The sequence below is a fragment of the Sulfurimonas lacustris genome, assembly GCF_059705355.1.
The window spans coordinates 1,708,402-1,732,116 of sequence record NZ_AP046125.1 but is presented as its reverse complement, the minus strand read 5'-3'; the positions used below and the strand labels follow the sequence as shown (position 1 = coordinate 1,732,116).

Annotated in this window: 21 protein-coding genes; 17 read left to right on the top strand and 4 right to left on the bottom strand. The window is 39.8% G+C overall.

Features of this window, described 5'->3' with window-relative positions; translation table 11 throughout:
• Positions 1 to 93 precede the first annotated feature (93 nt).
• From AC6H4V_RS08985 to AC6H4V_RS08910, 16 genes are all read left to right on the top strand, one after another.
• Positions 94 to 783 (top strand): response regulator transcription factor, encoded by a 690-nt coding sequence (locus AC6H4V_RS08985; RefSeq protein WP_497606567.1) that lies wholly within the window; start codon positions 94 to 96, stop codon positions 781 to 783.
• Positions 752 to 2,140, top strand: coding sequence for a sensor histidine kinase (locus tag AC6H4V_RS08980; protein WP_497606566.1), 1,389 nt, complete (start codon positions 752 to 754; stop codon positions 2,138 to 2,140). Before AC6H4V_RS08985 ends, AC6H4V_RS08980 begins: the two co-directional genes overlap by 32 nt.
• A 50-nt stretch (positions 2,141 to 2,190) precedes the next feature.
• The gene (locus tag AC6H4V_RS08975; protein WP_497606565.1) at positions 2,191 to 3,774 is read left to right on the top strand and encodes a phosphoethanolamine transferase; all 1,584 of its coding nucleotides are present in this window, start codon (positions 2,191 to 2,193) and stop codon (positions 3,772 to 3,774) included.
• 54 nt (positions 3,775 to 3,828) lie between these two features.
• Positions 3,829 to 4,062, top strand: a complete 234-nt coding sequence (locus AC6H4V_RS08970; protein ID WP_497606564.1) for a hypothetical protein — start codon at positions 3,829 to 3,831, stop codon at positions 4,060 to 4,062.
• Positions 4,063 to 4,260: 198 nt separating this feature from the next.
• Positions 4,261 to 5,031, top strand: a complete 771-nt coding sequence (locus AC6H4V_RS08965; protein WP_497606563.1) for a sulfite exporter TauE/SafE family protein — start codon at positions 4,261 to 4,263, stop codon at positions 5,029 to 5,031.
• Between the two features lie 4 nt (positions 5,032 to 5,035).
• Positions 5,036 to 5,959 carry a VWA domain-containing protein gene (locus AC6H4V_RS08960; RefSeq protein ID WP_497606562.1) on the top strand — a complete coding sequence of 308 codons (924 nt, stop codon included), beginning with the start codon at positions 5,036 to 5,038 and terminating at the stop codon, positions 5,957 to 5,959.
• A complete protein-coding gene (locus AC6H4V_RS08955) occupies positions 5,956 to 7,380 on the top strand; it encodes a vWA domain-containing protein (protein WP_497606561.1) in 1,425 nt (474 codons plus the stop codon). Before AC6H4V_RS08960 ends, AC6H4V_RS08955 begins: the two co-directional genes overlap by 4 nt.
• The gene (locus AC6H4V_RS08950; RefSeq protein WP_497606560.1) at positions 7,361 to 8,503 is read left to right on the top strand and encodes a hypothetical protein; all 1,143 of its coding nucleotides are present in this window, start codon (positions 7,361 to 7,363) and stop codon (positions 8,501 to 8,503) included. Before AC6H4V_RS08955 ends, AC6H4V_RS08950 begins: the two co-directional genes overlap by 20 nt.
• Positions 8,500 to 9,507 (top strand): CsgG/HfaB family protein, encoded by a 1,008-nt coding sequence (locus tag AC6H4V_RS08945; protein ID WP_428729469.1) that lies wholly within the window; start codon positions 8,500 to 8,502, stop codon positions 9,505 to 9,507. The genes AC6H4V_RS08950 and AC6H4V_RS08945 overlap by 4 nt, the downstream gene beginning before the upstream one ends.
• A complete protein-coding gene (locus AC6H4V_RS08940; protein ID WP_497606559.1) occupies positions 9,504 to 10,508 on the top strand; it encodes an LPP20 family lipoprotein in 1,005 nt (334 codons plus the stop codon). Before AC6H4V_RS08945 ends, AC6H4V_RS08940 begins: the two co-directional genes overlap by 4 nt.
• Positions 10,509 to 10,573: 65 nt before the next feature.
• Entirely contained in the window at positions 10,574 to 11,521 is a 948-nt protein-coding gene (locus AC6H4V_RS08935) for an AAA family ATPase (protein WP_497606558.1), read from the top strand.
• Positions 11,522 to 11,536: 15 nt separating this feature from the next.
• Complete coding sequence (locus AC6H4V_RS08930; protein ID WP_497606557.1) at positions 11,537 to 12,367, top strand: DUF58 domain-containing protein; 831 nt, start codon at positions 11,537 to 11,539, stop codon at positions 12,365 to 12,367.
• Positions 12,367 to 12,774, top strand: coding sequence for a hypothetical protein (locus AC6H4V_RS08925; protein ID WP_497606556.1), 408 nt, complete (start codon positions 12,367 to 12,369; stop codon positions 12,772 to 12,774). Before AC6H4V_RS08930 ends, AC6H4V_RS08925 begins: the two co-directional genes overlap by 1 nt.
• Positions 12,767 to 13,696 (top strand): vWA domain-containing protein, encoded by a 930-nt coding sequence (locus AC6H4V_RS08920; protein ID WP_497606555.1) that lies wholly within the window; start codon positions 12,767 to 12,769, stop codon positions 13,694 to 13,696. Before AC6H4V_RS08925 ends, AC6H4V_RS08920 begins: the two co-directional genes overlap by 8 nt.
• Positions 13,693 to 15,465, top strand: coding sequence for a VWA domain-containing protein (locus AC6H4V_RS08915; RefSeq protein WP_497606554.1), 1,773 nt, complete (start codon positions 13,693 to 13,695; stop codon positions 15,463 to 15,465). Before AC6H4V_RS08920 ends, AC6H4V_RS08915 begins: the two co-directional genes overlap by 4 nt.
• Positions 15,425 to 16,888, top strand: a complete 1,464-nt coding sequence (locus AC6H4V_RS08910; RefSeq protein WP_497606553.1) for a BatD family protein — start codon at positions 15,425 to 15,427, stop codon at positions 16,886 to 16,888. Before AC6H4V_RS08915 ends, AC6H4V_RS08910 begins: the two co-directional genes overlap by 41 nt.
• 53 nt (positions 16,889 to 16,941) lie before the next feature.
• On the opposite strand, the gene AC6H4V_RS08905 is transcribed toward AC6H4V_RS08910, so the two are convergent.
• A complete protein-coding gene (locus AC6H4V_RS08905) occupies positions 16,942 to 17,772 on the bottom strand; it encodes a prephenate dehydrogenase (RefSeq protein ID WP_497606552.1) in 831 nt (276 codons plus the stop codon).
• 251 nt (positions 17,773 to 18,023) lie between these two features.
• On the opposite strand from AC6H4V_RS08905, the gene bamA reads away from it, so the two are divergent.
• The gene (bamA, locus tag AC6H4V_RS08900) at positions 18,024 to 20,291 is read left to right on the top strand and encodes an outer membrane protein assembly factor BamA (RefSeq protein WP_497606551.1); all 2,268 of its coding nucleotides are present in this window, start codon (positions 18,024 to 18,026) and stop codon (positions 20,289 to 20,291) included.
• Between the two features lie 117 nt (positions 20,292 to 20,408).
• On the opposite strand, the gene AC6H4V_RS08895 is transcribed toward bamA, so the two are convergent.
• The 3 genes from AC6H4V_RS08895 to AC6H4V_RS08885 all read right to left on the bottom strand — a co-directional run bounded on the left by AC6H4V_RS08895 (position 20,409) and on the right by AC6H4V_RS08885 (position 23,651).
• Positions 20,409 to 21,878, bottom strand: coding sequence for a Ppx/GppA phosphatase family protein (locus AC6H4V_RS08895; protein WP_497606550.1), 1,470 nt, complete (start codon positions 21,876 to 21,878; stop codon positions 20,409 to 20,411).
• An 8-nt stretch (positions 21,879 to 21,886) separates the two neighbouring features.
• The gene (locus AC6H4V_RS08890; RefSeq protein ID WP_428729456.1) at positions 21,887 to 22,141 is read right to left on the bottom strand and encodes a YfhL family 4Fe-4S dicluster ferredoxin; all 255 of its coding nucleotides are present in this window, start codon (positions 22,139 to 22,141) and stop codon (positions 21,887 to 21,889) included.
• Positions 22,142 to 22,352: 211 nt separating this feature from the next.
• Positions 22,353 to 23,651: a sensor histidine kinase gene (locus tag AC6H4V_RS08885; protein WP_497606549.1), complete on the bottom strand. Its 1,299-nt coding sequence runs from the start codon at positions 23,649 to 23,651 to the stop codon at positions 22,353 to 22,355.
• Positions 23,652 to 23,715: the final 64 nt, after the last annotated feature.

Below are 23,715 nucleotides of genomic sequence, written 5' to 3'. Positions count from 1 at the left end.
TTAAAAAATTGTAAAAATCATAACTGTTCATATTCTATTCATCTATAAAACATATGATTTAAGCGATAAAAGCATAAAAGGTTTGCTAAATTAATGAAAATTTTAATTGTTGAAGATGATAAAAAAATAGCTTCTTTTTTGAAAAAAGGTTTAGAAGAGGAGTATTTTAGTATAGATGTTACACAAAACGGGGATGAAGCTCTCTATCTTGCAGAGGTAAACAGTTATGATATTGTCATCTTGGACATAATGATACACGGCAGTGACGGGTATGAGGTATGCAAAAAGATAAGAGATGCAAAAGTTACTACTCCCATCATCATGTTAAGTGCAAAAAATACTATTTTCGACAAAGTGACCTTTTTAAATCTCGGAGCAGACGACTACATAACAAAGCCTTTTGATTTTGACGAGCTTCTGGCGCGTATAAAAGTACAGTTGCGTAAAAAAGAACAAAGTGACAATATCCTTAAAATAGCAGACTTGGAGTTAAATACAACGACAAAAACGCTCTTGCGAGCTATGCAAGAGATAGAGCTGACGGCAAAAGAGTATGCAATATTGGAATATCTGCTAAGAAATAAGGATAGAATCATAAGTGAGGATATGCTTTTAGAGAGCATCAGCAACATAGATAACACGATGCAAAGCAATGTTGTAAATGTATATATCTACAGGCTGCGTAAAAAGATAGATAAAAACCATGCACTCAAGCTTATCAAAACATATAAAAATCAAGGGTATAAAATAAGTGAAAAAGATATTTTTAAATATCAGATTTAAGCTGCTTTTTTGGCTTGGTATATTTTTAGCCGCCATTTTCGGTATATTTGGATTTGTGCTTATAAACTCGTTGCAAGAGGCATATTACCGTTCCATAGAATCTACATTGACTATGGTTGCTAAAGACCTTGTTTATGAGTACGAAGATAAGCATTTTAAGCATGGAATCAATGAGGTAAAAAAAGAGTTTAATATTGAAACTTTATATGTTCAAATCGTAAAAATCTCAAACGGTACAAAAGCTATTATAGAAAAGTCTTACGATTTAAAAAATTATGAGTTGGATTATAAAAATATAAATGCAAACAGTTTAAAAAAAGATGATATATATTTTTCTATCCAACAAAATAGTGACTTAACAAACGACGCTATTAAAGTTGCTACATCCGTACTTGATGTGAATAATTCCGATATTTTAATTTTGCAGTGTGCTATGCCGTATGATGTCTATTCCGCACATATTAAAAGCAGTATCTTGATGCTTTTGATTGGTTTGCCGCTTTTACTGGTTGTTATACTTATAGCAACAAATATTATTATTTCAAAATCACTTATGCAGACTAAAATAGTCCTACACGAGGTAAAAAGCATAGAGGTTGACCACTTCTCTTTTAAAATTCAAAAAACACATGTAGCTAAAGAGATAGACGAGCTTATAGAAACATTTAACAATCTCATCAGGAAAATCCAACAATCCTATAAAAGAGTACGGGAGTTCGGGCAAAATGCTTCGCATGAACTTAAAACACCTCTGACTATAATAAAAGGTGAAGTAGATGTGGGGCTGAGAAAAGATAGAAGCGTAGATGAGTATAAAAATATCTTAAAAATTGTGCGTAGTGAAGCACTCCATCTGCAAGATACGATTGAGAAGATACTTTTTTTATCAAATACCGATGAAAATATTATAAAAAACAGTTTTACCGCTATCTCTATGGATACGATAGTGCGTGAAGTCGTAGAGGAGAAACAACTTCTCGCAAAAAACAAAAATATTTCCATTAAACTCTTAGGTTTAGAAAATGTGCATATGTCGGGAAATGCTGTTTTTTTAAAAATCGCTATAAGTAATTTGCTTGAAAATGCCATAAAATACTCGCATAACGATACAAAAGTAGAGGTGTCGCTTACAAAAGATGCTCTTTGTATCAAAGATTTCGGCTTAGGCATCCCACAAGATGAGATAGAGCATATTTTTGATAGATTTTATAGAGTAGATAAAGTTAGAAGCAACTCAAGCGGCAGCGGTCTTGGGCTTAGCATAACAAAAACCATACTTGACATTCATAATTTCAAGATATCTGTTCAAAGTATTGAAAATCAATTTACTGCCGTTACCATAACTTTTCATATATAGTTCATTTTGCAAATCTAAAATTTCACTATATTTTTTAGTGAGGTTTTTTAGTGGTAAAACGCATTTTTTTTACAGATTCTCAAAAAATAATTTTTTGGATGTCTGCTTATTTTACGGTGTTTGCAAATATCGTGTTTTTTACTAAATTAACCGAATTTGCGAGTTTTGAAAATAACTATACAATGATGATGACGGCTCCTTTTATACTATTTTTATTGCTTATTCTGGTATTAAACATAGTATTGCTGATTACACATAGGCACAGTTTTAAAGCCTTGCTTATGGTTTTGATAGTCGTAGCAGGGATAAGCAGTTATTTTATGAATACATTTTCTACTGTTATAGATAAAGATATGATAGCAAATGTAGTTCAAACAGATTATGCAGAAGCTTTTGATTTGATTACGGTAAAACTAATCGGTTATATTGTGATGTTTTGTATATTTCCTATTTTACTTTTAGTAAGATACAAAATAGAGTATAAAAACTATAGAGCAGAGGTGTTAAATAGATTTTTTATGGTGCTACTAACACTGCTTCTTGCTTCAATTGCTTATACCGTATTTAGTAAAAACTACAGCTCTTTTTTTAGAAATCACGGAGAGCTTAGATACTATCTAAACCCTTCATATCCTATCTACTCATTTGCAAAGTATATAAAAAGAGAGTTTTCATCACAAAAAATTATAATACCGATAGCTCAAGATGCTAAGATGGTTCAAAGCGGAGCTAAAAAAAGATTGTTTGTATTTGTTGTAGGCGAGACGGCACGAGCAGCAAATTTTTCACTAAACGGTTATAGTCATGATACAAATCCGCTTCTTAAAGCTCAAGACAATATTGTCAATCTTGAAAATTTTTATTCATGCGGCACGGCAACGGCGGTATCTCTTCCTTGTATGTTTTCAAAATTTACACGAAGCGAATATAGTGAAGATAAAAAGTATTTTGAAAATCTTGTAGATGTTATAAGTAAAAGCGGTGTTAGAGTTGTCTGGAGAGATAACAACTCTGGGCGTTCAAAGGGTGTCGCAGATAGGATAAAAGATGTAAAATATTTTGGGGGCGAGAATGTTTATGATGAAGTAATGCTTGAAGATTTGCAACAAAGCATTAACACATCTTATGAAGATACTTTTATAGTGCTGCACCAAGAAGGAAGCCATGGACCGACATACTATAAAAGATACCCAGATAGCTTTAAAAAGTTTCAGCCTACTTGCGATACGCAAGATTTAGAGAAGTGTACGCAAGAAGAGATAGTCAATACTTATGACAATACTATACTTTATACTGATTATTTACTGGATAGAACTATAAAATTTCTTCAAAACAACGAGTCAAAGTATGAGACTTTTATGATGTATGCTTCAGATCACGGCGAATCACTCGGTGAGGGCGGTATATACTTGCATGGACTGCCCTATGCCATAGCACCTGATTTTCAAAAGCATATACCTGCCGTTTTCTATTTTGGCAATGATATGAAAGAAAAAAAAGAGATTCTTGAGGCTTTAAAAACAGATGAATATTCGCATGATTATATTTTTCATACCTTTTTAGGTCTCTTTGGGATAGAAACAAAAGAGTATGATAAAAATTTGGATATTTTTCATGCTAAAAAAATATCATAACTGACGTTACGCAGCGGTAGCTCAAATCGGCACACGATATGCTTTTAAAGGAGTATGAAGACAGACTACCTAGAACTCTATACAGACTATTTAATCAGTAACAGCGGATTCGCTACGGCGACAGGATTATCGGCGATGATGGACAATTGTGTGAGCCACGATCAGATTACACGGTTTTTGAGTTCAGAGGAGTTTGATTCAAAGCAGTTATGGAAGATGACGAAAAAGACGGTGAGAGAGATCGAATCAGAGGATGGGTGCTTGATATTTGAGACGATGCACTCCTAAAGCGTAGCTTTGATGATTTCAAAAACTCTTGTAATGCGTGTCATCATCATGAAAATGTCGGGTTTATCGTAGTTGAATAGATGCCGTTTTACATTTTGAATCGTAAAATTTTAAAAATATTTTACAAAAGCGAATTTTTTTAAACAAATTTATTTTTAATAAGTTAAAATGTGACAAATTTATCAAAAAAGAGGCAGTGTGGAAGTTGTTGTAATAGCATCGGCATCGTTTTTTGCGGCACTTTTAACCTTTTTTAGCGGTTTTGGGCTAGGTACTTTGCTTATGCCTGTCGTAGCTCTTTTTTTTCCGCCTGCCATAGCGATTGCCATAACAGCGGTAGTCCATTTTGCAAATAATATACTCAAGTTTTTTTTAGTAGCAAAAGATGCAGATAAAAAAGTTTTGCTTTACTTTGGAGTGCTTGCGGTTCTCTTTGCTTTTTTAGGCGCATATCTGCTGGGTTTTTTGTCTGACATGAAGCCGATTTATGAGTATACACTTTTCAATAAAGGCTTTTTTATTACCCCGATTAAGCTTAGTATTGGAGTTTTGATACTCTTTTTTGTTGTGCTTGAGTCTCTGCCTTTTTTTGCAAAAGCGGCGTTAGATAAAAAATGGCTTCCTCTTGGCGGAGTGCTTAGCGGTTTTTTTGGCGGGTTATCTGGAAATCAGGGTGCATTTAGAAGTATGTTTTTGCTAAAAGCGGGTTTGACAAAGGAGCAGTTTGTTGCAACGGGCGTTGTGCTTGCTGTAATGGTTGATGGTGCGAGGATGATGCTTTATAAAGAGAGTTTTTTGCTTGATGTCACTATAGAGTGGAGTATGGTGGCGATTGCCATTGGTGCAGCTTTTTTTGGGACGCTTGTCGGGAACAGAGTGTTAAAAAAAGTCTCTATAGAGTTTATACGCAAGATGGTCTCTGTGCTTCTTGTCGTTATCTCTTTTGGGCTTATGGGCGGGTTGATTTAGAGAGATGAGTTTTTTTAGCTTTGAGTATCCGTACCTCTTTTTACTTTTTTTCCCGCTTCTTTACTGTATGTATAAATGCAGGGAACAGTTAAAGAGCCGCTATTTTGTGCATCTGCACTTTTTTTCTACTAAAAAAAATCTTTTGAAACTTGAATGGATTGTTAAAGCGGCTATATTTCTACTTTTGTGTGCTGCTCTTGCTTCTCCCATCGTTGTTGACACTCTTGACCCGCATAATCGTGTGGGAAAAGATATCGTCTTGGCACTTGATGGCAGTGGTTCTATGAATGCTTCTGGGTTTGATTTTGAAAATGAGGTGAGCAAAGGGGAGCGGCTTAGTCGTTTTGAGATTGCGCAGGTTATCGCCTCGGAGTTTATCCAAAAGAGGGAGATGGACAACCTTGGGGTTGTTTTTTTTGGAGATTTTGCTTTTATCGCTTCGCCCATTACCTATGAAAAAGGGATGGTTGTGGAGATGCTTGGATACCTCACACATGGCATGGCAGGGCAAAATACAGCCATAGGCGAGGGGATTGGCGTGAGCGTGAGAGCCTTTAAACACTCCAAAGCCAAAACGAAAATCATCATCCTCTTAACCGACGGTGAGCATAACAGCGGCAGTATCTCGCCAAAAGATGCTCTCAAAATAGCGCAGGAGCATGAGATAAAAATCTATACTATTGGGATGGGAAATAAGGGAGAGGCGGATGAAGCGCTGCTACAAGAGATAGCAAAGCAGAGCGGCGGAGAGTACTTTAGTGCAACTTCCGCAAAAGAGCTAAAGTCTGTTTATGAGAAGATTGATACGCTTGAATCTTCAAAGATAAAAAGCAGGGAGTATCTGCAAAAAGAGTATTTTTACTGGATGTTTTTGCTCGGCGTGGCGGCACTTCTGCTCTTTTTACTCTACAAAGGGGTGCAAAAATGAAATTTCTGTATCCTCAATTTCTCTGGCTTTTGCTTCTTTTGCTGCCGCTCTTTCTCAAAGTAAACTTTAAAGAGCTAAGGGTTGCCTCTTATGGGTATATGCTTAGTTTTCTTTTTGTTGTTTTGGCACTTTGCAGACCTGTTATAGAGCAAGAGCCTCTGAAATCTGAACAGCTTTTAAGCGATGTTATCCTCGGAGTGGATCTCTCATACTCCATGCACGCTTCTGATTTGGAGCCTACACGTCTTGAGTTCGCCAAAGAGATGCTAACAAAGCTCGTAAATGCAGGGCAAAAGAGCAGATTTGGGGTGCTTGGATTTACCACGAATGCCGTGGTTCTCTCTCCTCTTACAGAAGATAGAGAGCTTTTGTTGCATCTTTTTGGCTCTTTGGATGAGAAGTTTATCATTACACAGGGAAGCGATGTCATGTCTGCACTCAAGCTTGCACGCAAGATGTCCGCATCCAAAAAGGCTACCGTTGTGCTTTTTAGTGACGGGGCGGATGAGCTGGGTTATGAGGCTGAGGCGCATTTTGCAAGAGAGAACAACCTTGTTGTGAACATCTTTATGACAGCCACAACTATGGGTGGAACGCTAGGACTAGAGGATGGTACGCTTATGAAAGACGAGCTTGGTGCTATCGTGGTCAGCCGTGAAAATAGTGCGGTAAAAGAGATAGCGGATGCGACGGGCGGGGTTTATACAAAAGATTTTGATGAACTGCTTGATGCGCTGGCGTCACAAGGTAAAAAAGAGCATAAAAGCCAGACAACGATTATGCGTAATCTTGAGCTTTTTAGCTATTTTGTGGCTTTGGCAATACTCTCGTTTTTAGTGAGCGTGACGACGCTTAAGAGGTTTGTTGTAGCGTTTTTGCTTCTCTTTGGAGTGCATGCGAGTGCAAATGAGAATATGGAGTTTTTCAACAAAGCGGTGGAGTTATACAGAAGCGGCGAGTATGAGAAGGCGATGCAAAACTTTGAGATGGTGAAGTCTGGGGATGCAGAGGTAAAGTCAATCGTTTTTTACAACATAGGCAATGCGCTTGTGCGGCTACAAGAGTTTGAGAGGGCAAGGGAAGCGTATGTGAAGTCTTTAACGCTTCTTTACTCAAAGGAAGCGGATGAAAATCTGGAGTTTATTCGTGAGGTGGGCGAGAAAAAAGAGATGACAAGCGGAAAACAGCAGAGCAAAGACAAATCTTCACTTGCCAAAAAAGAGCAAAGCAACAAAAAAGCAAAAGAGGGGGGCGGTTCAAACATGCAAGTAAGCGCACAAAGCAGTAGTGGCGCAGATGATAGCGGTAAAAAAACAGAGATGCAAAATGGAGTCAATCTTGAAGGTGGCAAAGCAAAACTAAGCTCCAAACAGTACGAGCTTATCAACAAAAGGGGAGTCGATGAAAAAAAACCTTGGTAGAGTCTTTTTTCTTTTGATGCTCTTTGTTTCAGCAGAGCTTTTTGCAACGACGTATGAGTGGAGTGCGCAGATACAAAAGCAAAAAGCGTATGTCAATGAGCCGATTTATGTTCACTACACATGTGCATTTAGCGACCGTGCGGAGCTTTATAGCATCGAGTTTAACCCAAGCGGCGAATATGAGAAGTTTCGTGTGAAGAGCTTGCATGTAAATGAGAGTATCGTTGATGGCAAAAAGATAAGTTCGTATGAGTTTCTTCTTTTTGCAAAAGAGGGAGGCGAGATAGAGATAGCTTTTGAGGCGTTGATGAAGCTTACAAGTAGAGAGTCTATCGAAGAGATGGTTATCGGACGTGATAATGTCAAAAAAGAGGATACGAAAAAAACAGTTGTGAAGCAGGAAGTTTTTAAACTTTTCATCGAGGAGACGCCGAGTGCTCTGGTGGGGGATTTTGCACTTGATGTCAAAAAGAGAGAGCCTTTAGTCAAGGCGTATGAGCCTTACCATTTGGAGATAAAGATTCAAGGCGATGGAAACTTTGAAGCTCTTGAACCGCTTAGGTTTGAGATAGAGGGTGTCAAGATTTTTGCAGAGGATGTGGTTTTAAATCAAAAACTAACCAAAGAGGCGCAGAGTGGAGTTTGGAGTCAGAAGTTTGCTTTTGTGGGAGAGAAGAGCTTTAGCATACCAAAGCAAGAGATAGAGTACTTTAGTCTTAAAACAAAAAAGTTAGAGAAGCTTGTCATAGATGCAGTAGATGTAAAAGTGGAGGGCGGTTTTGCCAAAGAGGAGCTTCTTGACGTAGTTCAAAAGAAGGAGTTTGTTTTTGATAGCGCCTATCTTTACTATGTGCTTACGTTTGTTGCAGGTTTTTTAGTCGGAAAAATCAAGAGAAAAAAATCTGTGCAAACAAAACCGAGTGATACTTTTTTGCAAAAGGTAAAAGATGTCAAATCACTTGATGCGCTGATGGTTCTTTTGGTGGTTGAGGATGCCACAAGGTATGAACCACTCATAAAAGAGATAGAGCAAGACATGGTAACATCGCTAGCAGATGCGAAAAAACGTACACAAAAATTATATAATGCGACTAGTAAAAAAACGGGTGGTGTAGCATTATGAAACAGATGGTTTTGTGGGTAGTTTTTGCTTTTGTCTTTGGCATCTTTTTGAGTGGATGTACGCAACATGTAACCATCAAAGCACTGCAACCCGCAGAGATTGACCGTGCGGCAACGACAAAAAAAGTGAGTGTAGCTTACTTTGAAAATGATGAATTTGATGTTTCTAGCAAAATCGAGACAAAACTGTACGAGAAAACCATCGATAACAAACAGTACTTTACGGTTGTGAGCAGAAAAGATTTTGATGAGATTATCGCTGAACAAAAACTCCAAAGCAGTGGCTTGATAGAAGTTCAAAAAGCCATAGCAGTAGGTAACCTCATAGGTGCTCAAGCGATTGTTTCAGGAAGTGTTTCAAATGTGAGCGCAAGAGATAGCTACTACTACGAGAAGCGTTTGCGATGTGTGGATAAAAGATGTGAAAGAATGAGGGAGTATCTTGTTGGGTGCACGAAACGTGACGTACAGCTCGCAGCGGAAGTTCGCATGGTTGATGTTGCACAAGGAGATGTTATCTATGCAGCGAGTATTCCAGCATCTACAATATGGACGCACTGTGATGACGATACTCATTTTATCCCAACAGTTGATGCAGCGGGACAGATGCTAGCAGAGCGCATAGCGGAGCATTTTATCTTTAAGTTAACACCGCATTACGTCAACATGAGAGTAGCTCTTTTAGATGACCCTGATACGAAGTATGATGCTAGAGAAGAGAAACTTTTGGAGCTGGCGTTAGAGTTTATCGAACAAAATAGACTCGATAAGGCAGAAGAGCTTTTAACGGAGCTTGTTGACGCAACAGAGCAGCAAAGTTATGTCGCTTTTTACAATCTAGGGGTTGTCAAAGAGGCACAAGGTGTTTATGGAGAGGCGCAAAACTACTATAAAAGAGCTGACGCGCTAGCCATAGAGCCTGTAGAGGAGATCAATGCAGCTCATTTTAGAATCGATGATTTAATCCAAAGCCATAAAAAAGCGATGGAGCAGCTAAAGCAATGAGAAGAGGTTTCTTTTTTCTTTTATTGGCGGTAATGGTTGTTTTTGCGGGTTGCACTGCAAAGCAAGAGGTACCTCTTATGCAGAAAAAAGCGCTTCCGTCATGGTACACAAACCCGCCACTTACTACGCAGACAAAGCTCTATGCTCTTGGCGATGGAGAGAGTAAAGAGATAGCGATAACAAACGCTCTTAGCATGATGGCATCCACACTTAGCGTCTCCATAGAGTCCAAATTTAGCTCTAAAAAGTTTGTAGAAGAAGGAACGTATAACACACACCAACAAACTACTCTTAGCGAGATACAAAGCGATGTCAAAAAAATCCGCATAAGCAATTATGAGGTTGTAGAGGCACAAGAGCTTGGTTTTCGAAAACATATCGTTCTCATCGCCTCAGATAAAAAGAGACTTTTTGAGAGCCTTAAGAGTGAACTTGAGCAAAAGTTCGCATTAGCCGATGCCCAGATAGGCTCGCTCCATCTACACCATGCACTAGAGCAGATTACTATCTACAAAAAACTGCTCCAAGAGCTAGAGGATGTTCCAAATACGCTTGTCGTCATGAACGTTTTGCAGAGCAGTTTTCAAGGTGATAGTTTCATCCAAAAGATTCAAAAAATCAAAAACAGTTACGCCGCACTTCTTGCTTCTATCAGTTTTGAGATAGAGACGGACGAGAGCTCTCAAAACCTTCAAGCACCCATCCGTGAGGCACTAAATGCGAAAAAAGTTCAAATTGACAACAGCAGTGCCAAGACACATTTTAAAATCATCATCCGCTCCGACATCCAAAGAGCCTCTTCCTACGGCTTCACGCTCACCCGTTCTGCTATAGAGATAAGCGTAAAAGATAGTAAAAACAGCACAATCGCAGGCAATAAGCTCAACATCACAGGGCAGTCAACGCAAGGATACGAGATAGCCAAACAGAGCGTTGCCATAAAGTTTGGCGAGATGATACAAAAAGAGGGAATTGGCAAGGTTTTAGGGCTTGAATTTTAGTCTTTTGCTTAACATTTATCCCTTTTTGTTATACTTCATTTTATATGTAAAAGGACAAAATATTTATGATTTCTAAAATAGAGTTGATTAAAAAAGAGGTTTCCAAAGTAGTTGTGGGGCAGGAGAAGATGATTGATGCTCTTCTTATTGCGCTTTTGTGTGAGGGGCATATACTCATCGAGGGTGTTCCGGGGCTTGCAAAAACAACGACGGTCAATGCACTTGCAAAGAGTTTGGGACTTGATTTTAAGCGTGCGCAGTTTACTCCCGACTTGCTTCCTTCCGACATACTCGGTGCGGAGATTTATGACCCGCAGACCAACAGTTTTAAAATCAAAAAAGGTCCTATTTTTACGAACCTTCTTTTGGCAGACGAGATAAACCGTTCTCCCGCAAAAGTCCAATCGGCACTTCTTGAAGTTATGCAAGAAAAACAGGTAACGCTTGGCGATACCACCTTTAAACTCTCTCCACCGTTTTTCGTTATGGCGACACAAAATCCTGTGGAACAAGAGGGCGTTTACCAGCTTCCTGAGGCGCAGTTAGATAGATTTATGCTCAAACTCATTGTTGATTACAATACAAAAAAAGAGGAGCTTGAGATAGCAAGACGCATCTCAAGCGGCAACTTTGAAGAGATTGTGGCTGTTGTGACGCATGAAGATTTGGAAGCGTTAAAAGCGGCGGTAAAAAATGTTCACGTCGATGCGCAGGTTGAGGAGTACATGATAGAACTTGTCAATGCTACTCGTTATCCGAGTGAGTATGGACTTGATGAGATTAAAGAGTACATCCAGTTTGGGGCATCTCCACGTGTGAGTATCGATATGTTCAAGGCGGTAAAAGCGATGGCGTTTATGAGAGGCAAAGATTTTGTAACACCTGTGGACGTCGCTTATATAGCAAAAGAGCTTATGCGTCACCGCATCGTCTTAACTTACGAGGCAGAGGCTGAGGGCGTGACAACGGATGCGATTATCCAAAAAGTGCTTCAAACCGTTGCGATTCCCTAGATCGGGCATTAGCGCATGAGCAAACTTCAAAAAATCTTGGTTCGTGCAAGACGGCAGGTCTTTAGCGAAATGGTCGGCAACAACCCATCCATCTTTCACGGCGAGGGGTATGACTTTATCGAACTCCGTGAGTACATGGCGGGAGATGACATCCGCCATATCGACTGGAACATCACGGCTAAGATGCAAAAACCCTTTATAAAGATATTTCGTGAGGAGCGGGAGCTAAATGTCGTTTTGGTCTCTATCTTAAACGGAAGTGTCCATTTTGGCTCTCAAAAGTTTAAGCAAGAGAGTATCGCCGAGGTTGCCGCACTTTTGGGCTACTCGACGCTTAAAAACGGCGATTTGCTGAGTTCCTACATCTTTACGGACAAGATGGTAGCGCATGAAAAACCTACAAAAAAGCTTTTTATGGTGCAAAAAAGTGTTCAAGATATTTTGGAGTTTGATGCGCTTGGAGCGCAGCTTGACTTTAAACTGCTAGCCGACACTCTTTTTGGGCGGCTAAAAAGAAAATCTCTTATTTTGATGATTGGCGATTTTTTTGAGATACCAAACTTCAGACTTTTGGCAAGAAAACATGAGGTAGTGTGTGTCATCGTACGAGACAGACTTGAAGAAAATCCGCCTGAGATGGGCTTTGCTTCACTCCTTGACCCGCAAAGCGGAGCGACTTTGGAGGGGGATTTTAACGCTTCAAGCATCAAGGCCTATGCACAAAAAGTGGCAGCGCATGACCATGCTCTTTTTGAAAAACTAAGAAGTGACGGTATTCGTTTTACAAAAGTATATACAGACGCAAGTGCCGCCGTGGCACTCCGCAGACTTTTTGAGGGGCGATAATGGCGCAAGAGCAGAGTTTTGACATCCCGCTTCATGATATAAAAACCATAGTTGATGTGCAGGAGTACTCCATTTATTATCTTTTGGGGAGTGCTTTTTTTGCGCTTCTTGTGCTTTTTGGGTTTGGATATCTCATCTATGTTTGGTACAAAAAGCGCAACAGGTTCAACCTCAAAAAAGAGCATTTTAGGCTTTTGCACACGCTTGATTTGAGTGATGCCAAAAGTTCGGCATATGCCATCACGCTTTACGGCGCAACATTTAGGGATGATAGTCCCAGACATCAAGAGATGTACCAAAATCTCATAAGCAGGCTGGAAGTTTATAAGTACAAAAAGAGCGTTGCACCATTTGATGGCGAGACGCTTGGTTATATAGAGCTTTACAAGGGGATGATTGATGTTTGATGGACTCTCTTTTGAGTTTGAGTTCCTCTTTTTGCTTCTTTTTCTCTTTGCACTTTGCGCCTTTTTTTGCAAAGAGCGTGCAACATCGCTCTATTTTCCGCATACAAAAGAGTTTCTCAAAAATACCATAGCCGCTTCAAAACTCCTCTTCTTTCTCAAATGGCTAGGCATTGTGATGATGGTTTTTGCACTGATGTCGCCCATCAAAGAAGAGCCTTATGAGATTACGCCAAAAGACGGCGTTGAGATTGCGCTCATTCTTGATGCGTCCGAATCGATGAAAGAGGGAGGATTTGATGCAAAAAACGGGCATTTAACACGTTTTGATGCGGTGCAGGAGATAGTGGGCGATTTTATAGGCAAGAGGAAAAGCGATAACATGGGGCTTGTTGTCTTTGGCTCTTACGCTTTTATCGCCTCGCCGCTTACCTATGATGCAGATATTTTGAACAAAATTCTCTCACAGCTCTCTATCGGCATGGCAGGAAAATACACCGCGCTCAACACCTCTCTTGCCCAAGGCGTCAATCTTTTGAAGATGGGCAAATCAAAAACAAAGATAGCGATTTTGCTCACCGATGGACACAGCACACCCGAAATTGACAGGGTACCGCTTGAGATTGCGCTTGATATGGTAAAAAAAGAGGGGATTAAAGTCTATCCCATAGGCATAGGAATGCCGCATGAGTATAACAGGGAAGTCCTCTTAAAAATAGCAAATGAGAGCGGCGGCGTGGCATTTGGAGCTTCAAGTGCAAAGCAACTTCAAGAGGTGTATAAAAAGATAGATGAGCTTGAGAAGTCCGAGATTAAGGGCGAGAGTTTTACGCTCACACACTACTACTATCAGTTTCCTCTCTTTATCGCACTCCTCTCTTTGATGCTTTATGTTTACCTCAAAAACAAAAGAGGTTACGCATGACCTTTTTGCATCCTGAGTTTCTCTACTACATGTTGCCGCCGCTCTTTTTGCTCTTTGGGCTTTTACTTACTCAAAAGGAGCAACAAGCAGAGTTTTTTTCCAAAGAGGTGATGGAGAAGCTCCGTGTCAGCGCAAACACACTCACGCTCAAAGCCAGAAATGCACTCTTTTTGCTTGTCGGGTTTTTTACCATCATAGCCCTTGCACAGCCTATTATCAAAGATGGAAAGGTCGAAATCAAGGCAAAGAGTACGGATATAACTATCGCACTTGATATTTCCGACTCTATGCTCGCACAAGATGCGTACCCAAACCGCCTTGAAGCAGCCAAACAAAAAGCACTCACTCTTTTGGAGGAGGCAAAGAGTGAACGCATAGGTATTGTTGCTTTTGCAAAAGAGTCCTACCTTGTCTCGCCGCTTAGTTTCGATACAGCGGCAGTTGCTTTTTTGTTGCGTCAGCTTGACAGCTCCTCCATAACAGAAAAAGGAACAGACTTTTTGGCACTTTTAGATGTTGTGCAAAAGAGCCAAAAAGAGCATGAGAGAAAGATTGTGCTTCTGTTGAGTGACGGCGGAGACAAAGATGACTTTTCACAGGAGATAGCATTTGCCAAGAAGCATGGCATAAGAGTTTTTGTCTTAGGCATGGGTACAAAAAAAGGCGCACCCGTTAGGCTTCATGACGGGACATTTTTGCAACACAACGGCGAGATGATTTTTACAAAACTAAATGAGCATATCGCCACGCTTGCCACAAAAACAGGCGGTGTTTATATAGAACAAACAACCTCTTTTGAAGATATCAAGACGATGTTTGGAGAGATGGTGCACCAAGACGAAAAAAAAGAGCTTAAAAGCCAAGAGATAGAGAGAACAAAACCTCTATTTTACTACCCTCTGGGCATGGCGATGCTCTTTTTGCTTCTCGCTACAAGCTCTTTTGGCAGAGGAGCAAAATCGCTCTTTGTCGCACTCTTTTTTCTCAGTTTTCATCAAGATGCGGATGCGGGAATGTTTGATTTTATGAAGCTTCAAGAGGCTAAAAAAGCTTATGAGAGCGGCGAATTTGACAAAGCCGCACAACTCTATGAAGCCCACGCCACAAAGAGCCAAAACCCGCAAAGCTACTACAACACAGCCAACGCCTACTACAAAAATGGCAACTACAAAGAGGCGGCAGAGGCATACAAAAAAGCGGCATTTGAAGATGATGAGTCAAGAGCCAAAAACCTCTCCAACCTCGGAAACGCTTACGCAAAGAGCGGCGACTTGCAAAAAGCCATAACCTCTTATGAGGAGTCTTTGAAGATAAAAGAGGAGAAAGAGACACAAGAAAACCTTGAATCTGTCAAAAAAGCTCTTCAAAAGCAACAGCAAAAAGATGAACAAAAACAAGAGGAACAAAGCTCAAAAGAGGATGAACAAAAACAAGATAAAGAGAAGAGTTCACAGAGCAAAGATGAGCAAAAAAAGTCCAACCAAGCAGATGATTCTAAAGAGCAAAAAGAGAGCCAAGGCAAACAAAAACAAGAAGATGCCAAAGAGCCAAAAGCCAAAAATGAGGAAAAAAAAGCCACTGATACAAAAAAAGATGATAAGCAAGAGCAAAACAGTGATGCAGACGAGGCAAAAGCCCAAGATGAAAAGGGCATGAGTGAAGCAGAAGAGCGCAAATGGATAGAGATGCTGGGCAAAAATGTAAGCAGTTATATGTACAAACTCAGCGATGAAAAAACGCAAAAATCCATGGATGAAAAACCGTGGTAAAGGGATAGTTATGATAAAAATTTTACTCCTATTTTTTACAACAGCACAGATACTCTTTGCAGGAGTGAGTGCAAGCGTTGATACGCAGAGCGTTGAAGAGGGCGAGCTTGTTACCTACTCTTTGCACATCACTGGCGAGAGCGTGAAGCGACCAGAGATTACAACCATCTGCCAAAGTGATGTACTCTCAACCTCTTCACAGACAAATATGCAAATCATCAACGGTGCAGTGAGTAAAAACTACACTCTAAGCTACAAATTTGCCCCGCAAAAAAACTGCAAAATAGAGAGTTTTGAAGTTGAGATAGACGGCAAAAAAGAGCGCACAAAAGAGATAGAGATTAGCGTAAAAGCTCCAAGCCAAACCAAAGATGCAAACTTTATGCTTTTGTTACAGAGCGATAAAAAAGAGCTTTACATTGGCGAAGCGTTTGAACTCACACTTCTTTTTAAGCAAAAAAACGGCTCCGATGCCATAGACAGCAAGTTCACACCGCCATCCATGGATGGTTTTTGGGTGCGAGAAGAGAGCAAGCCACAAAAGTATCAAGAGGATAGCTACACCGTTACAAAAGTCGTCTATACGCTTCTTCCTCAAAGGGTCGGTGTGCAAAAGATTGGCAGAGCCAAGATACAGATAGCTTCAAGAGATACCAAAATAGATGGCTGGGGCGGATGGATTCCAACCATAAGATGGAAAAACCACTTCTCAAATGAGCTTGATTTGAGCGTAAAACCGCTTCCCGCAGGCGTGTCTTTGGTCGGAGATTTTACCATCACTATCTCTTTGGACAAAGCAGAGGTCAATGCCAACGAGGCAGTTGATGCAACTGTTATAGTAAGCGGCAACGGCAATCTCGAAGATATAAAGAGTTTCAAATCACACATCCCAAATGTGGCGGTATTTGATGAAAAAATAGCCATAGAGGGTAAAAAACTCTCCCAAAAACTGACTTTTGTAGCCGAACATGACTTTACGATACCGCCATTGAAACTTACCTATTTTGATATAAACACCAAAGAGATAAAAACCATCACGACAAACGAGATTGCTATTAAGGTAAAAAACCAAAAGCCAAAAGAGGAGCTTACTATCAAAAAAGGAGAAGAGCTTCAAGAGGAGACTTTAACGCCGACTTCAAAAGAGAGAAGTGACACCGTTACACTCTTTTTCGTCTTCTTTGCGGGGCTTGTAGTCGGCGCGGCACTTATGATGCTAAAAAAATTACCACAGCTAAAAAAAGCCAAAAAAAGCTCCATCAAAGAGCCAAAAGAGCTTTTGACAAAACTGATGGCATACAAAGAAGATGCAGAGGTAAAGAGAGTTATAGAGATATTAGAGAAAAATATCTACACAAACGACAAAACAGAGATAAACAAAAAAGTGCTTAAAGAGGTTTTGAAAAGGTATAAAATAGACTAGTTTTTTTGTCAAAAGTTGTTTAACGGGACTAAAGTTCCATTTCCGAAAAAGTGCTAGTCAAGAACTTCATGAAGTCTGTTTCCGGCCTCTATGTTTTTATGCACTTTCTCCCACTCATCGTTTTTGATATGCTCTTTGAGGATATTTAGCTCATTTTCAAAAAGCTCTATTGCTTCAAGCAGGTTGGTTTTGTTTTGTCTAAAGATATCTTCCCACATAAACGCAGAGCTTTTTGCCAGACGGCTCATGGAGCGAAAACCACCAGCCGCAAGGGCTAAAATAGTATGTTTTTGTTCTTGTTTCATCACTGTATTTGCCAAAGAGTAAGCGATGGCATGAGGCATATGCGAGATAAATGCCGCATGGCGGTCATGTTGGTGTGCCGGCATAAAATGCTTCTTCATATGAAGTGCTTTAAATATTCTCTTTGCAACTTCTATCTGATGTTCGCCACTATTTTCTATATCGCATAAAACAACCACTTTGTCATCATAAAGATTTTCAACAGCCGCACTCGGACCAAAGTTCTCAGTTCCCGTCATCGGGTGTGCAGCGACAAAGTTTTTGCGTATTTGATGCGGAACAGAAGCGATGATTTTTGCTTTTGTACTTCCCAAATCTATGATGGTAGTACTCTCTTTAACTCCCACAAGATTTTGAAGAGCCGCAATGATACCATCTACGGGAATGGCGAGAAAAATCACATCATATTTTTTTACTTCATTTATATCAACTATTTTGTCCACAAGAGAGAGTTCAAGAGCCTCTTTTTGATGCTTAGGATTGTGGTCGCTCCCGACAATCTCTTTGATAAAATCAAGTTTTTTAAGGCTCTTAGCAAGCGAACCGCCCATAAGACCTAATCCAATTATTGCTACATTCATTTCATTTCTTCTTTTTTCCTGATGTTACGCACTAAAACGAACTCGTCCGTTTTAGTGGCAAGGACTAAAGTCCTTTGCAATCCCCTAAAGCTACGAAAAGTTTACTTTTCGAGAAATTTAGAGGTAATTACGCACTTTTGTAAAAAAGAGAGTAACATCAGTTTTTTATTTGGCAAATTATACAAAATTTACTTAATATTAACCTCATAAAAGGTAGAATCATCACTTATTTTATAAATCATGGAAAATCAATGAGAATATTTTTCGCAATGGTGCTACTCTTTTTGGCACTCAGTTCACACGCATATACGATAAAAGCAATCAAGTTTGATGGAATGGTGCAGATGTCAGAGTCTGTTGCCCTAAGGATGCTTAGCTTTGAAGCAGGCAGTGAAGTAGATGATGCAATGATTGATGCGTCAATCAAAACGTACTTTAAACAGGGGTATTTTCAAGACATCTGGACAGATATCGACAAAGACGGTGTTTTAACCTTTCACTTCAAAGAGAAACCGCTTATCTCAAAGATAGAGCTCAAAGGGTGGAAAGAGAATGATTCTGAGGCTATTGATGGTGTTGTTCAGATTAAGGTCGGTGCACTTTATGATGAGAAAAAGATAGAGGCTGCAAAAAAGAGAATCATAGAAGCGATTAACCAAGAAGCGAAGGTTGATAGCGTTGTAGAGATAGAAAAAGAGCTTTTGGAAAATGGTAGTTATAAAGTTACTTTTATCGTCAATGAAGGCGAAGAGATTATCATCGAAGAGCTTCTCTATAGTGGTATTTCTGGTTTAGAGAGTGATGACTTTGATGCTATCATCGCAAACAAAGAAAAAGAGTTTATGGGCTGGTTTTGGGGACGTAATGACGGTAAGATGAAAGTTGCCGACTTAGCTTACGACCCTCTTCGTATCCGTGACCTCTACATGCAGCACGGTTATTTGGACATAGATGTTAAAGAACCGTTTGTTAAGGTAAACTTTGACAACTATACAGCAGATATGAGCTACCAAGTCAAAGAGGGTGAGGTTTACTCTGTAAGCAAGATTACCATTGTGCAAGAGAAACAAGTTGTTGCAGATGCGCAGATAGAGGAGCTCTTGAGCTTAAAAGTTGGAGAAGTTTTTAACATAGAGACTTTCCGTAATGACTCTCAAAAAATTAAGACACTTATAGCGGATTTAAGTTACGCATTCGTTCAGATTGTTCCAGACTTGAAAAAAGACAAAGAGAAGAGACAAGTTGAGGTTATCTACAAAATTGTCCCAGGGGATAAAGTAAAAATCAGAAACGTCATCATTTCAGGCAACAGCAGAACCCTCGATAGAATTATCAGAAGAGAGCTCTATCTCGGTCCTGGAGATATGTACTCTTTAACAGATTTAGGCGATTCAAGAAGTGCTCTTGGACGTCTTGGCTTTTTTGATGGCAACACAATCGAAGAGAAAAGAGTGGACAATCAAACAATGGATTTGGTCGTAAAAGTCAAAGAGGCACCAACGGGTAACATCCAGTTAGGCGGCGGTTATGGAAGTTACGGTGGTCTTTTGGTAAGTGTGGCAGTGGATGATAGAAACGTATGGGGTTCAGGAATCGATGTAGGCGTCAAGGCTGAGCGCTCCGAACTCTCATCGAACTACTCTTTTAGTATCGCAAACTCTCGTCTTAACGATAGCGATTTTAGTGGTAACTTCTCTGTCTTTACCTCTGATTTTGAGTATGAAGACTACAGTGTTATGTCTGATGGTTTAAATATGGGTGTTGGACATAGATTTACACGCTATATAAGTGGTCATTTAGGGTATGGTTACTCGCAAAACAAGTATGAGATAGATGAGGATGCTGACTTAACGTATGTAGATGAGTATCTTTTTGAAGATTATACAAAAAGCTCAGTGACCATGAGTCTAAAGTATGACGATACGGATGATTTTTACCTTCCAAGAAAAGGGATTATTCTCTCTCAAAGTATTGAAAATGCTGGCGTTGGCGGTGAAGCTAAGTTTATTAAAACAAGAACGACGTTTGGTGCTTACAAAGGGCTAGAAGAGTGGTTTGGATTTGATCTCATTGCACGTTATAAAGCAAAGATTAACTATGTCCACGATTCAGGATTTTTACCAATCGCTGAGAAGTTTTATATGGGTGGTATAGGAAGCGTGCGTGGCTATGAGTCCTACTCCCTCTCTCCAACTACAGTAGAGGATGCAAATGCAACAAATGGCGTGAGACGTTACGGTGGAGAGTATAGTGCAACCAACAGTTTTGAACTCAGTTTTCCACTTGTGCCAGCAGCCAAAATGCGTTTGGTAACTTATCTTGATTGGGGTTATATCGGTACAACAGAAAAAGAGAATGCAGACTACAAAGTTAAAAATCTCTCACGTGGAGGATTTGGTGCAGGACTTGAGTGGTTCTCTCCGGTTGGACCAATCCAACTAATGTTCTCTAAACCTCTTGCTGAAGAGGAGGGTGATGAGACATCCCTCTTTGAGTTTACTATGGGGCAGCGGTTCTAAAAACGCTCTCATTTCACTTTAGGAAGTGGGGCTTTAGCCCCGCAAAAAACTTCATTTAGATTGTAATTTTTTAGCAACAGGGCGAGGCTAAAGCCTCACTTCCATGATGCTATTGGACTATAAGAACGAGATTTTTATAGGGTTGTTTTTGAGTGCTTCTACTTTTTCCACACTCTCTCTTGCCAAATAAAGACTCTTTTTTGATACTATCTCAAGTACGCCATTTTCAAAATGGAGTGTAAAATCAATATTTCTTGGTCTATGGCTTACGAGGGCAACGCTAAGAGAGAGAAGATAGCTGAGTGCGTTGAGTTGGTTTGCCTCAGGTAAAAGAGCTTCAAATCTCTCTATATGTGAGGATGAGGGAAGTTTTCTCTTTGAAAATCTTGCAAGGGTTGCGATGAGTACGATTTGCTCATGCGTAAATCCAAACTCCAAAGCATCCTCAATAAGCTCGTAACTATGTTTGTTGTAAGAGTAGAAATGGATAGTGCTTCCGCTCATGCAGAGTTTGGCTGCAAGACCTAGTTCATAACGGTACTTTTTTTCTATCTTCAGTGTCTCACAAGTGAGGTCAAAGAGCTCTTTTGTAACCTTTGCGAGTAAGTTTGCATGTGAGAGGTCATCTATGTGTGCATCAAGGAGATAGCGTACGGATGGGTTATAGTTTGCAGGAAACTTGTCTTTGGAACTTCTAAGTAAATCTGCTAAAAAAGCCCCCTCACGCACGCCCACACCACTTGTAATCAGCTCTTTGATTTTAAATCTCTTAAGTACACGCAAAAGGATAAGCGCACCAGGTTTGATAACATCAAATCTGCTGTTTTTAATCCCAAGTTTTTTAAGACCATCTTCATCGGCATCTAGGATTTTTTCCAAAAAAAGTTCAAACTCTTTATAGTTTGGTGTGTAGGCGTGAAGTTTTTCTAGTGGGTGATTGCTGTTTGTTTGAATCGCATAGGAGATGGCTCTAAATGTTCCCCCTATACCTATAAGCCTTGCTGCATCAAGCCCATCTAGCTTTTCTAGTTCTGCATCAATGAGTTTTTTTGCACCATCAATGTTGTTAAAATCAAAAAAGAGCTCTTTTAGCCGTACAGTTCCAAGGTTGAGAGATATCTTTGAGAGGATATCTTTGTTGTGGATAAGAGAAAACTCCGTAGAGCCTCCACCGATGTCGATGCTTAGAGCGTTTTGCTGCTGCGGCAAAAGGTTTGCACATGCGATAGCGCCAAGGTAAGCTTCTCTCTCTCCATCAATGACTTTGATAGCAAGACCTAAGCCGCTCTTTACTCTTTGGAGAAACTCTCCCTTGTTTGGAGCGTCGCGAAGCGCAGAAGTAGCAACACAAAGCGTTTTTCTTGCTTTAAAAGAGGCGATGATGCAGAGGAAATCTTCCAAAGCATCATAAGCTCTTTGCATAGGGACTTCTTGGAGGTTTCCGCCGTTTTGGTACGCGTTTTGGGATATCCTTACTCTGCTTTTGGCTTCATGAAGAATATGAAACGCAAAGCGAGAGGTTTTTTCATAGATAACCATTCTAGCCGAGTTAGAACCTATATCTATGACTGCTACACGTTTTGCCATAAAGAGGGTTAAAGCTCTTCTTCTTGGAGTTGTTTGTACTTGAACTGAAGTTCTGCAATAGACTCTACATTGTCTTTGTCAGGGATGATACAGTCAACTGGGCACACAGAGATACAAGCAGGCTCATCATAGACACCAACGCACTCTGTACAACGATCTGGATCGATGAAGTAAATCGGGTCTCCCTCTTCAATAGCTATAGTTGGGCACTCTTCGCGGCATGCATCACATGCAATACATTCATCACTAATTATTAAAGCCATCAAAATACCTCATAGTCAAATTTAAAGTGCCCGATTTATAGCGAAATAAAGCTTTATTATTTTTTAAACTAGGTATTATTGATGTTACGCACTCAAACGAACTCGTCCGTTTTAGTGGCAGTGACTAAAGTCCCTACAACCCCCTAAAGCTACGAAAAACAAGTTTTTCGAGATTTTCTTAAAACTTATTTAGTTTTAAGAAAGGAGACGTTTATCTACTTGGTAAAATACATGAAAGTTTTGAGTTGAGATTGAGTGATGCAACTGCTCCGTTTGTTCCATCTGTTCTGTTTTTGATACTTATCTTTGCACCCAGAGCATCAGCCGCACTTTTTGCCAAAAAGAGTCCAAGCCCGACACCTGGTTTGTTTCCCTCTCTCTTAAAAGGCGCAAACAAATCAGAACTCTCATCTATCCCGCACCCCTCGTCAATAACTTCTATGAGAAGTCCATAGCTGTTAAGGGAGCTTTTAAGATGCACACTTCTCTCTTTTGGTGTAAATTTGAGTGCATTTTGGAGGAAATTTTGCACAATCTGGTTGAGAAGACTTACTTGCAAAATTGCCATAAAACCATCTGGTTCAAAGTGCATAGTAAGATTTTTACCCTCATTTTCAGCAAGGAGATGGAAATCATTTGCTTTTTGCTTTAAGAACTCTATCACATCTACCTCTCGAGGCTGTTCAAGCTGTGCAGCCTCTTGACGCCCGATGTTGAGTATGTTTGAGACGATAACATTCATCTCGTCAACTGTTTTGTTTGTTACTTTAAGTGCGTCTATATACTCTTCAGCGGAGCGTTTTTTGATAAGCGTTACTTGGTTTTTGAGTTTGATAACTGCAAGAGGGGTTTTGAGCTCATGCGCTGTTCCTATAAAGAGCTCTTTTTGGTACTTCACGAAGTTTTGGATTCTAGCGATAAGATGGTTGATGGTTGCACCAAGAGGTTCAAACTCCTCTGGAAGCTCCTCTACAACAATGGGGCGCATAAGGTGTTCGTTCATATTGGAGAGCTTGTTGCTAAGCGTTTTAACCGGAGCAACAAGCATCTTAGAGAGACCAATAGCGTAGAGTACAACAAGCAAAAATCCAGCAATATTGATGATAAAGATGTAGTTGAGTATTTGGTCTAAGAGTTTGCGCGTTGCTGATATCTCTTTTGTGATTTTTAAGTAGCTGAGTTCATCAAAGTTAAAAGGGTAAAGAAGTGTAAGGTAGGCTTTTTTATCTTTTGTTGTTTCATAAAAATCAAGGTCAATATGCTCTTTGTTAAGGTACATAATCTCGATGCTAAGCCCTAGATAGACATCTGGAGTAGGCACTTCTGAGCCGTAAACAGATTGGTTGGAAGCGGTGTTTTGTGCATAGACTAAAAGTTCTTGGTATTTTTCATCAATAATGGATTTTTCAATATAGAAGTAAAGCAATGAGGAAAAAATAAAAATGAGCGATGCAGAAGCGATGATAAGCTGAATTAAGAAACGCTGTCTGATACTTCTTTGTGAAAACATCTTTTACCTACAAATATAAATATGGCGATAATTGTATCAGATTAGAGAGGAAATAAAAAGGGGA

Coding starts and splice junctions, on each gene's coding strand:
- AC6H4V_RS08985 (WP_497606567.1), top strand. CDS start 94: ATGAAAATTTTAATTGTTGAAGATGATAAAAAAATAGCTTCTTTTTTG.
- AC6H4V_RS08970 (WP_497606564.1), top strand. CDS start 3,829: ATGAAGACAGACTACCTAGAACTCTATACAGACTATTTAATCAGTAAC.
- AC6H4V_RS08960 (WP_497606562.1), top strand. CDS start 5,036: ATGAGTTTTTTTAGCTTTGAGTATCCGTACCTCTTTTTACTTTTTTTC.
- AC6H4V_RS08955 (WP_497606561.1), top strand. CDS start 5,956: ATGAAATTTCTGTATCCTCAATTTCTCTGGCTTTTGCTTCTTTTGCTG.
- AC6H4V_RS08950 (WP_497606560.1), top strand. CDS start 7,361: ATGAAAAAAAACCTTGGTAGAGTCTTTTTTCTTTTGATGCTCTTTGTT.
- AC6H4V_RS08945 (WP_428729469.1), top strand. CDS start 8,500: ATGAAACAGATGGTTTTGTGGGTAGTTTTTGCTTTTGTCTTTGGCATC.
- AC6H4V_RS08940 (WP_497606559.1), top strand. CDS start 9,504: ATGAGAAGAGGTTTCTTTTTTCTTTTATTGGCGGTAATGGTTGTTTTT.
- AC6H4V_RS08935 (WP_497606558.1), top strand. CDS start 10,574: ATGATTTCTAAAATAGAGTTGATTAAAAAAGAGGTTTCCAAAGTAGTT.
- AC6H4V_RS08930 (WP_497606557.1), top strand. CDS start 11,537: ATGAGCAAACTTCAAAAAATCTTGGTTCGTGCAAGACGGCAGGTCTTT.
- AC6H4V_RS08925 (WP_497606556.1), top strand. CDS start 12,367: ATGGCGCAAGAGCAGAGTTTTGACATCCCGCTTCATGATATAAAAACC.
- AC6H4V_RS08920 (WP_497606555.1), top strand. CDS start 12,767: ATGTTTGATGGACTCTCTTTTGAGTTTGAGTTCCTCTTTTTGCTTCTT.
- AC6H4V_RS08915 (WP_497606554.1), top strand. CDS start 13,693: ATGACCTTTTTGCATCCTGAGTTTCTCTACTACATGTTGCCGCCGCTC.
- AC6H4V_RS08910 (WP_497606553.1), top strand. CDS start 15,425: ATGAAAAAACGCAAAAATCCATGGATGAAAAACCGTGGTAAAGGGATA.
- AC6H4V_RS08905 (WP_497606552.1), bottom strand. CDS start 17,772: ATGAATGTAGCAATAATTGGATTAGGTCTTATGGGCGGTTCGCTTGCT.
- bamA (WP_497606551.1), top strand. CDS start 18,024: ATGAGAATATTTTTCGCAATGGTGCTACTCTTTTTGGCACTCAGTTCA.
- AC6H4V_RS08895 (WP_497606550.1), bottom strand. CDS start 21,878: ATGGCAAAACGTGTAGCAGTCATAGATATAGGTTCTAACTCGGCTAGA.
- AC6H4V_RS08890 (WP_428729456.1), bottom strand. CDS start 22,141: ATGGCTTTAATAATTAGTGATGAATGTATTGCATGTGATGCATGCCGC.
- AC6H4V_RS08885 (WP_497606549.1), bottom strand. CDS start 23,651: ATGTTTTCACAAAGAAGTATCAGACAGCGTTTCTTAATTCAGCTTATC.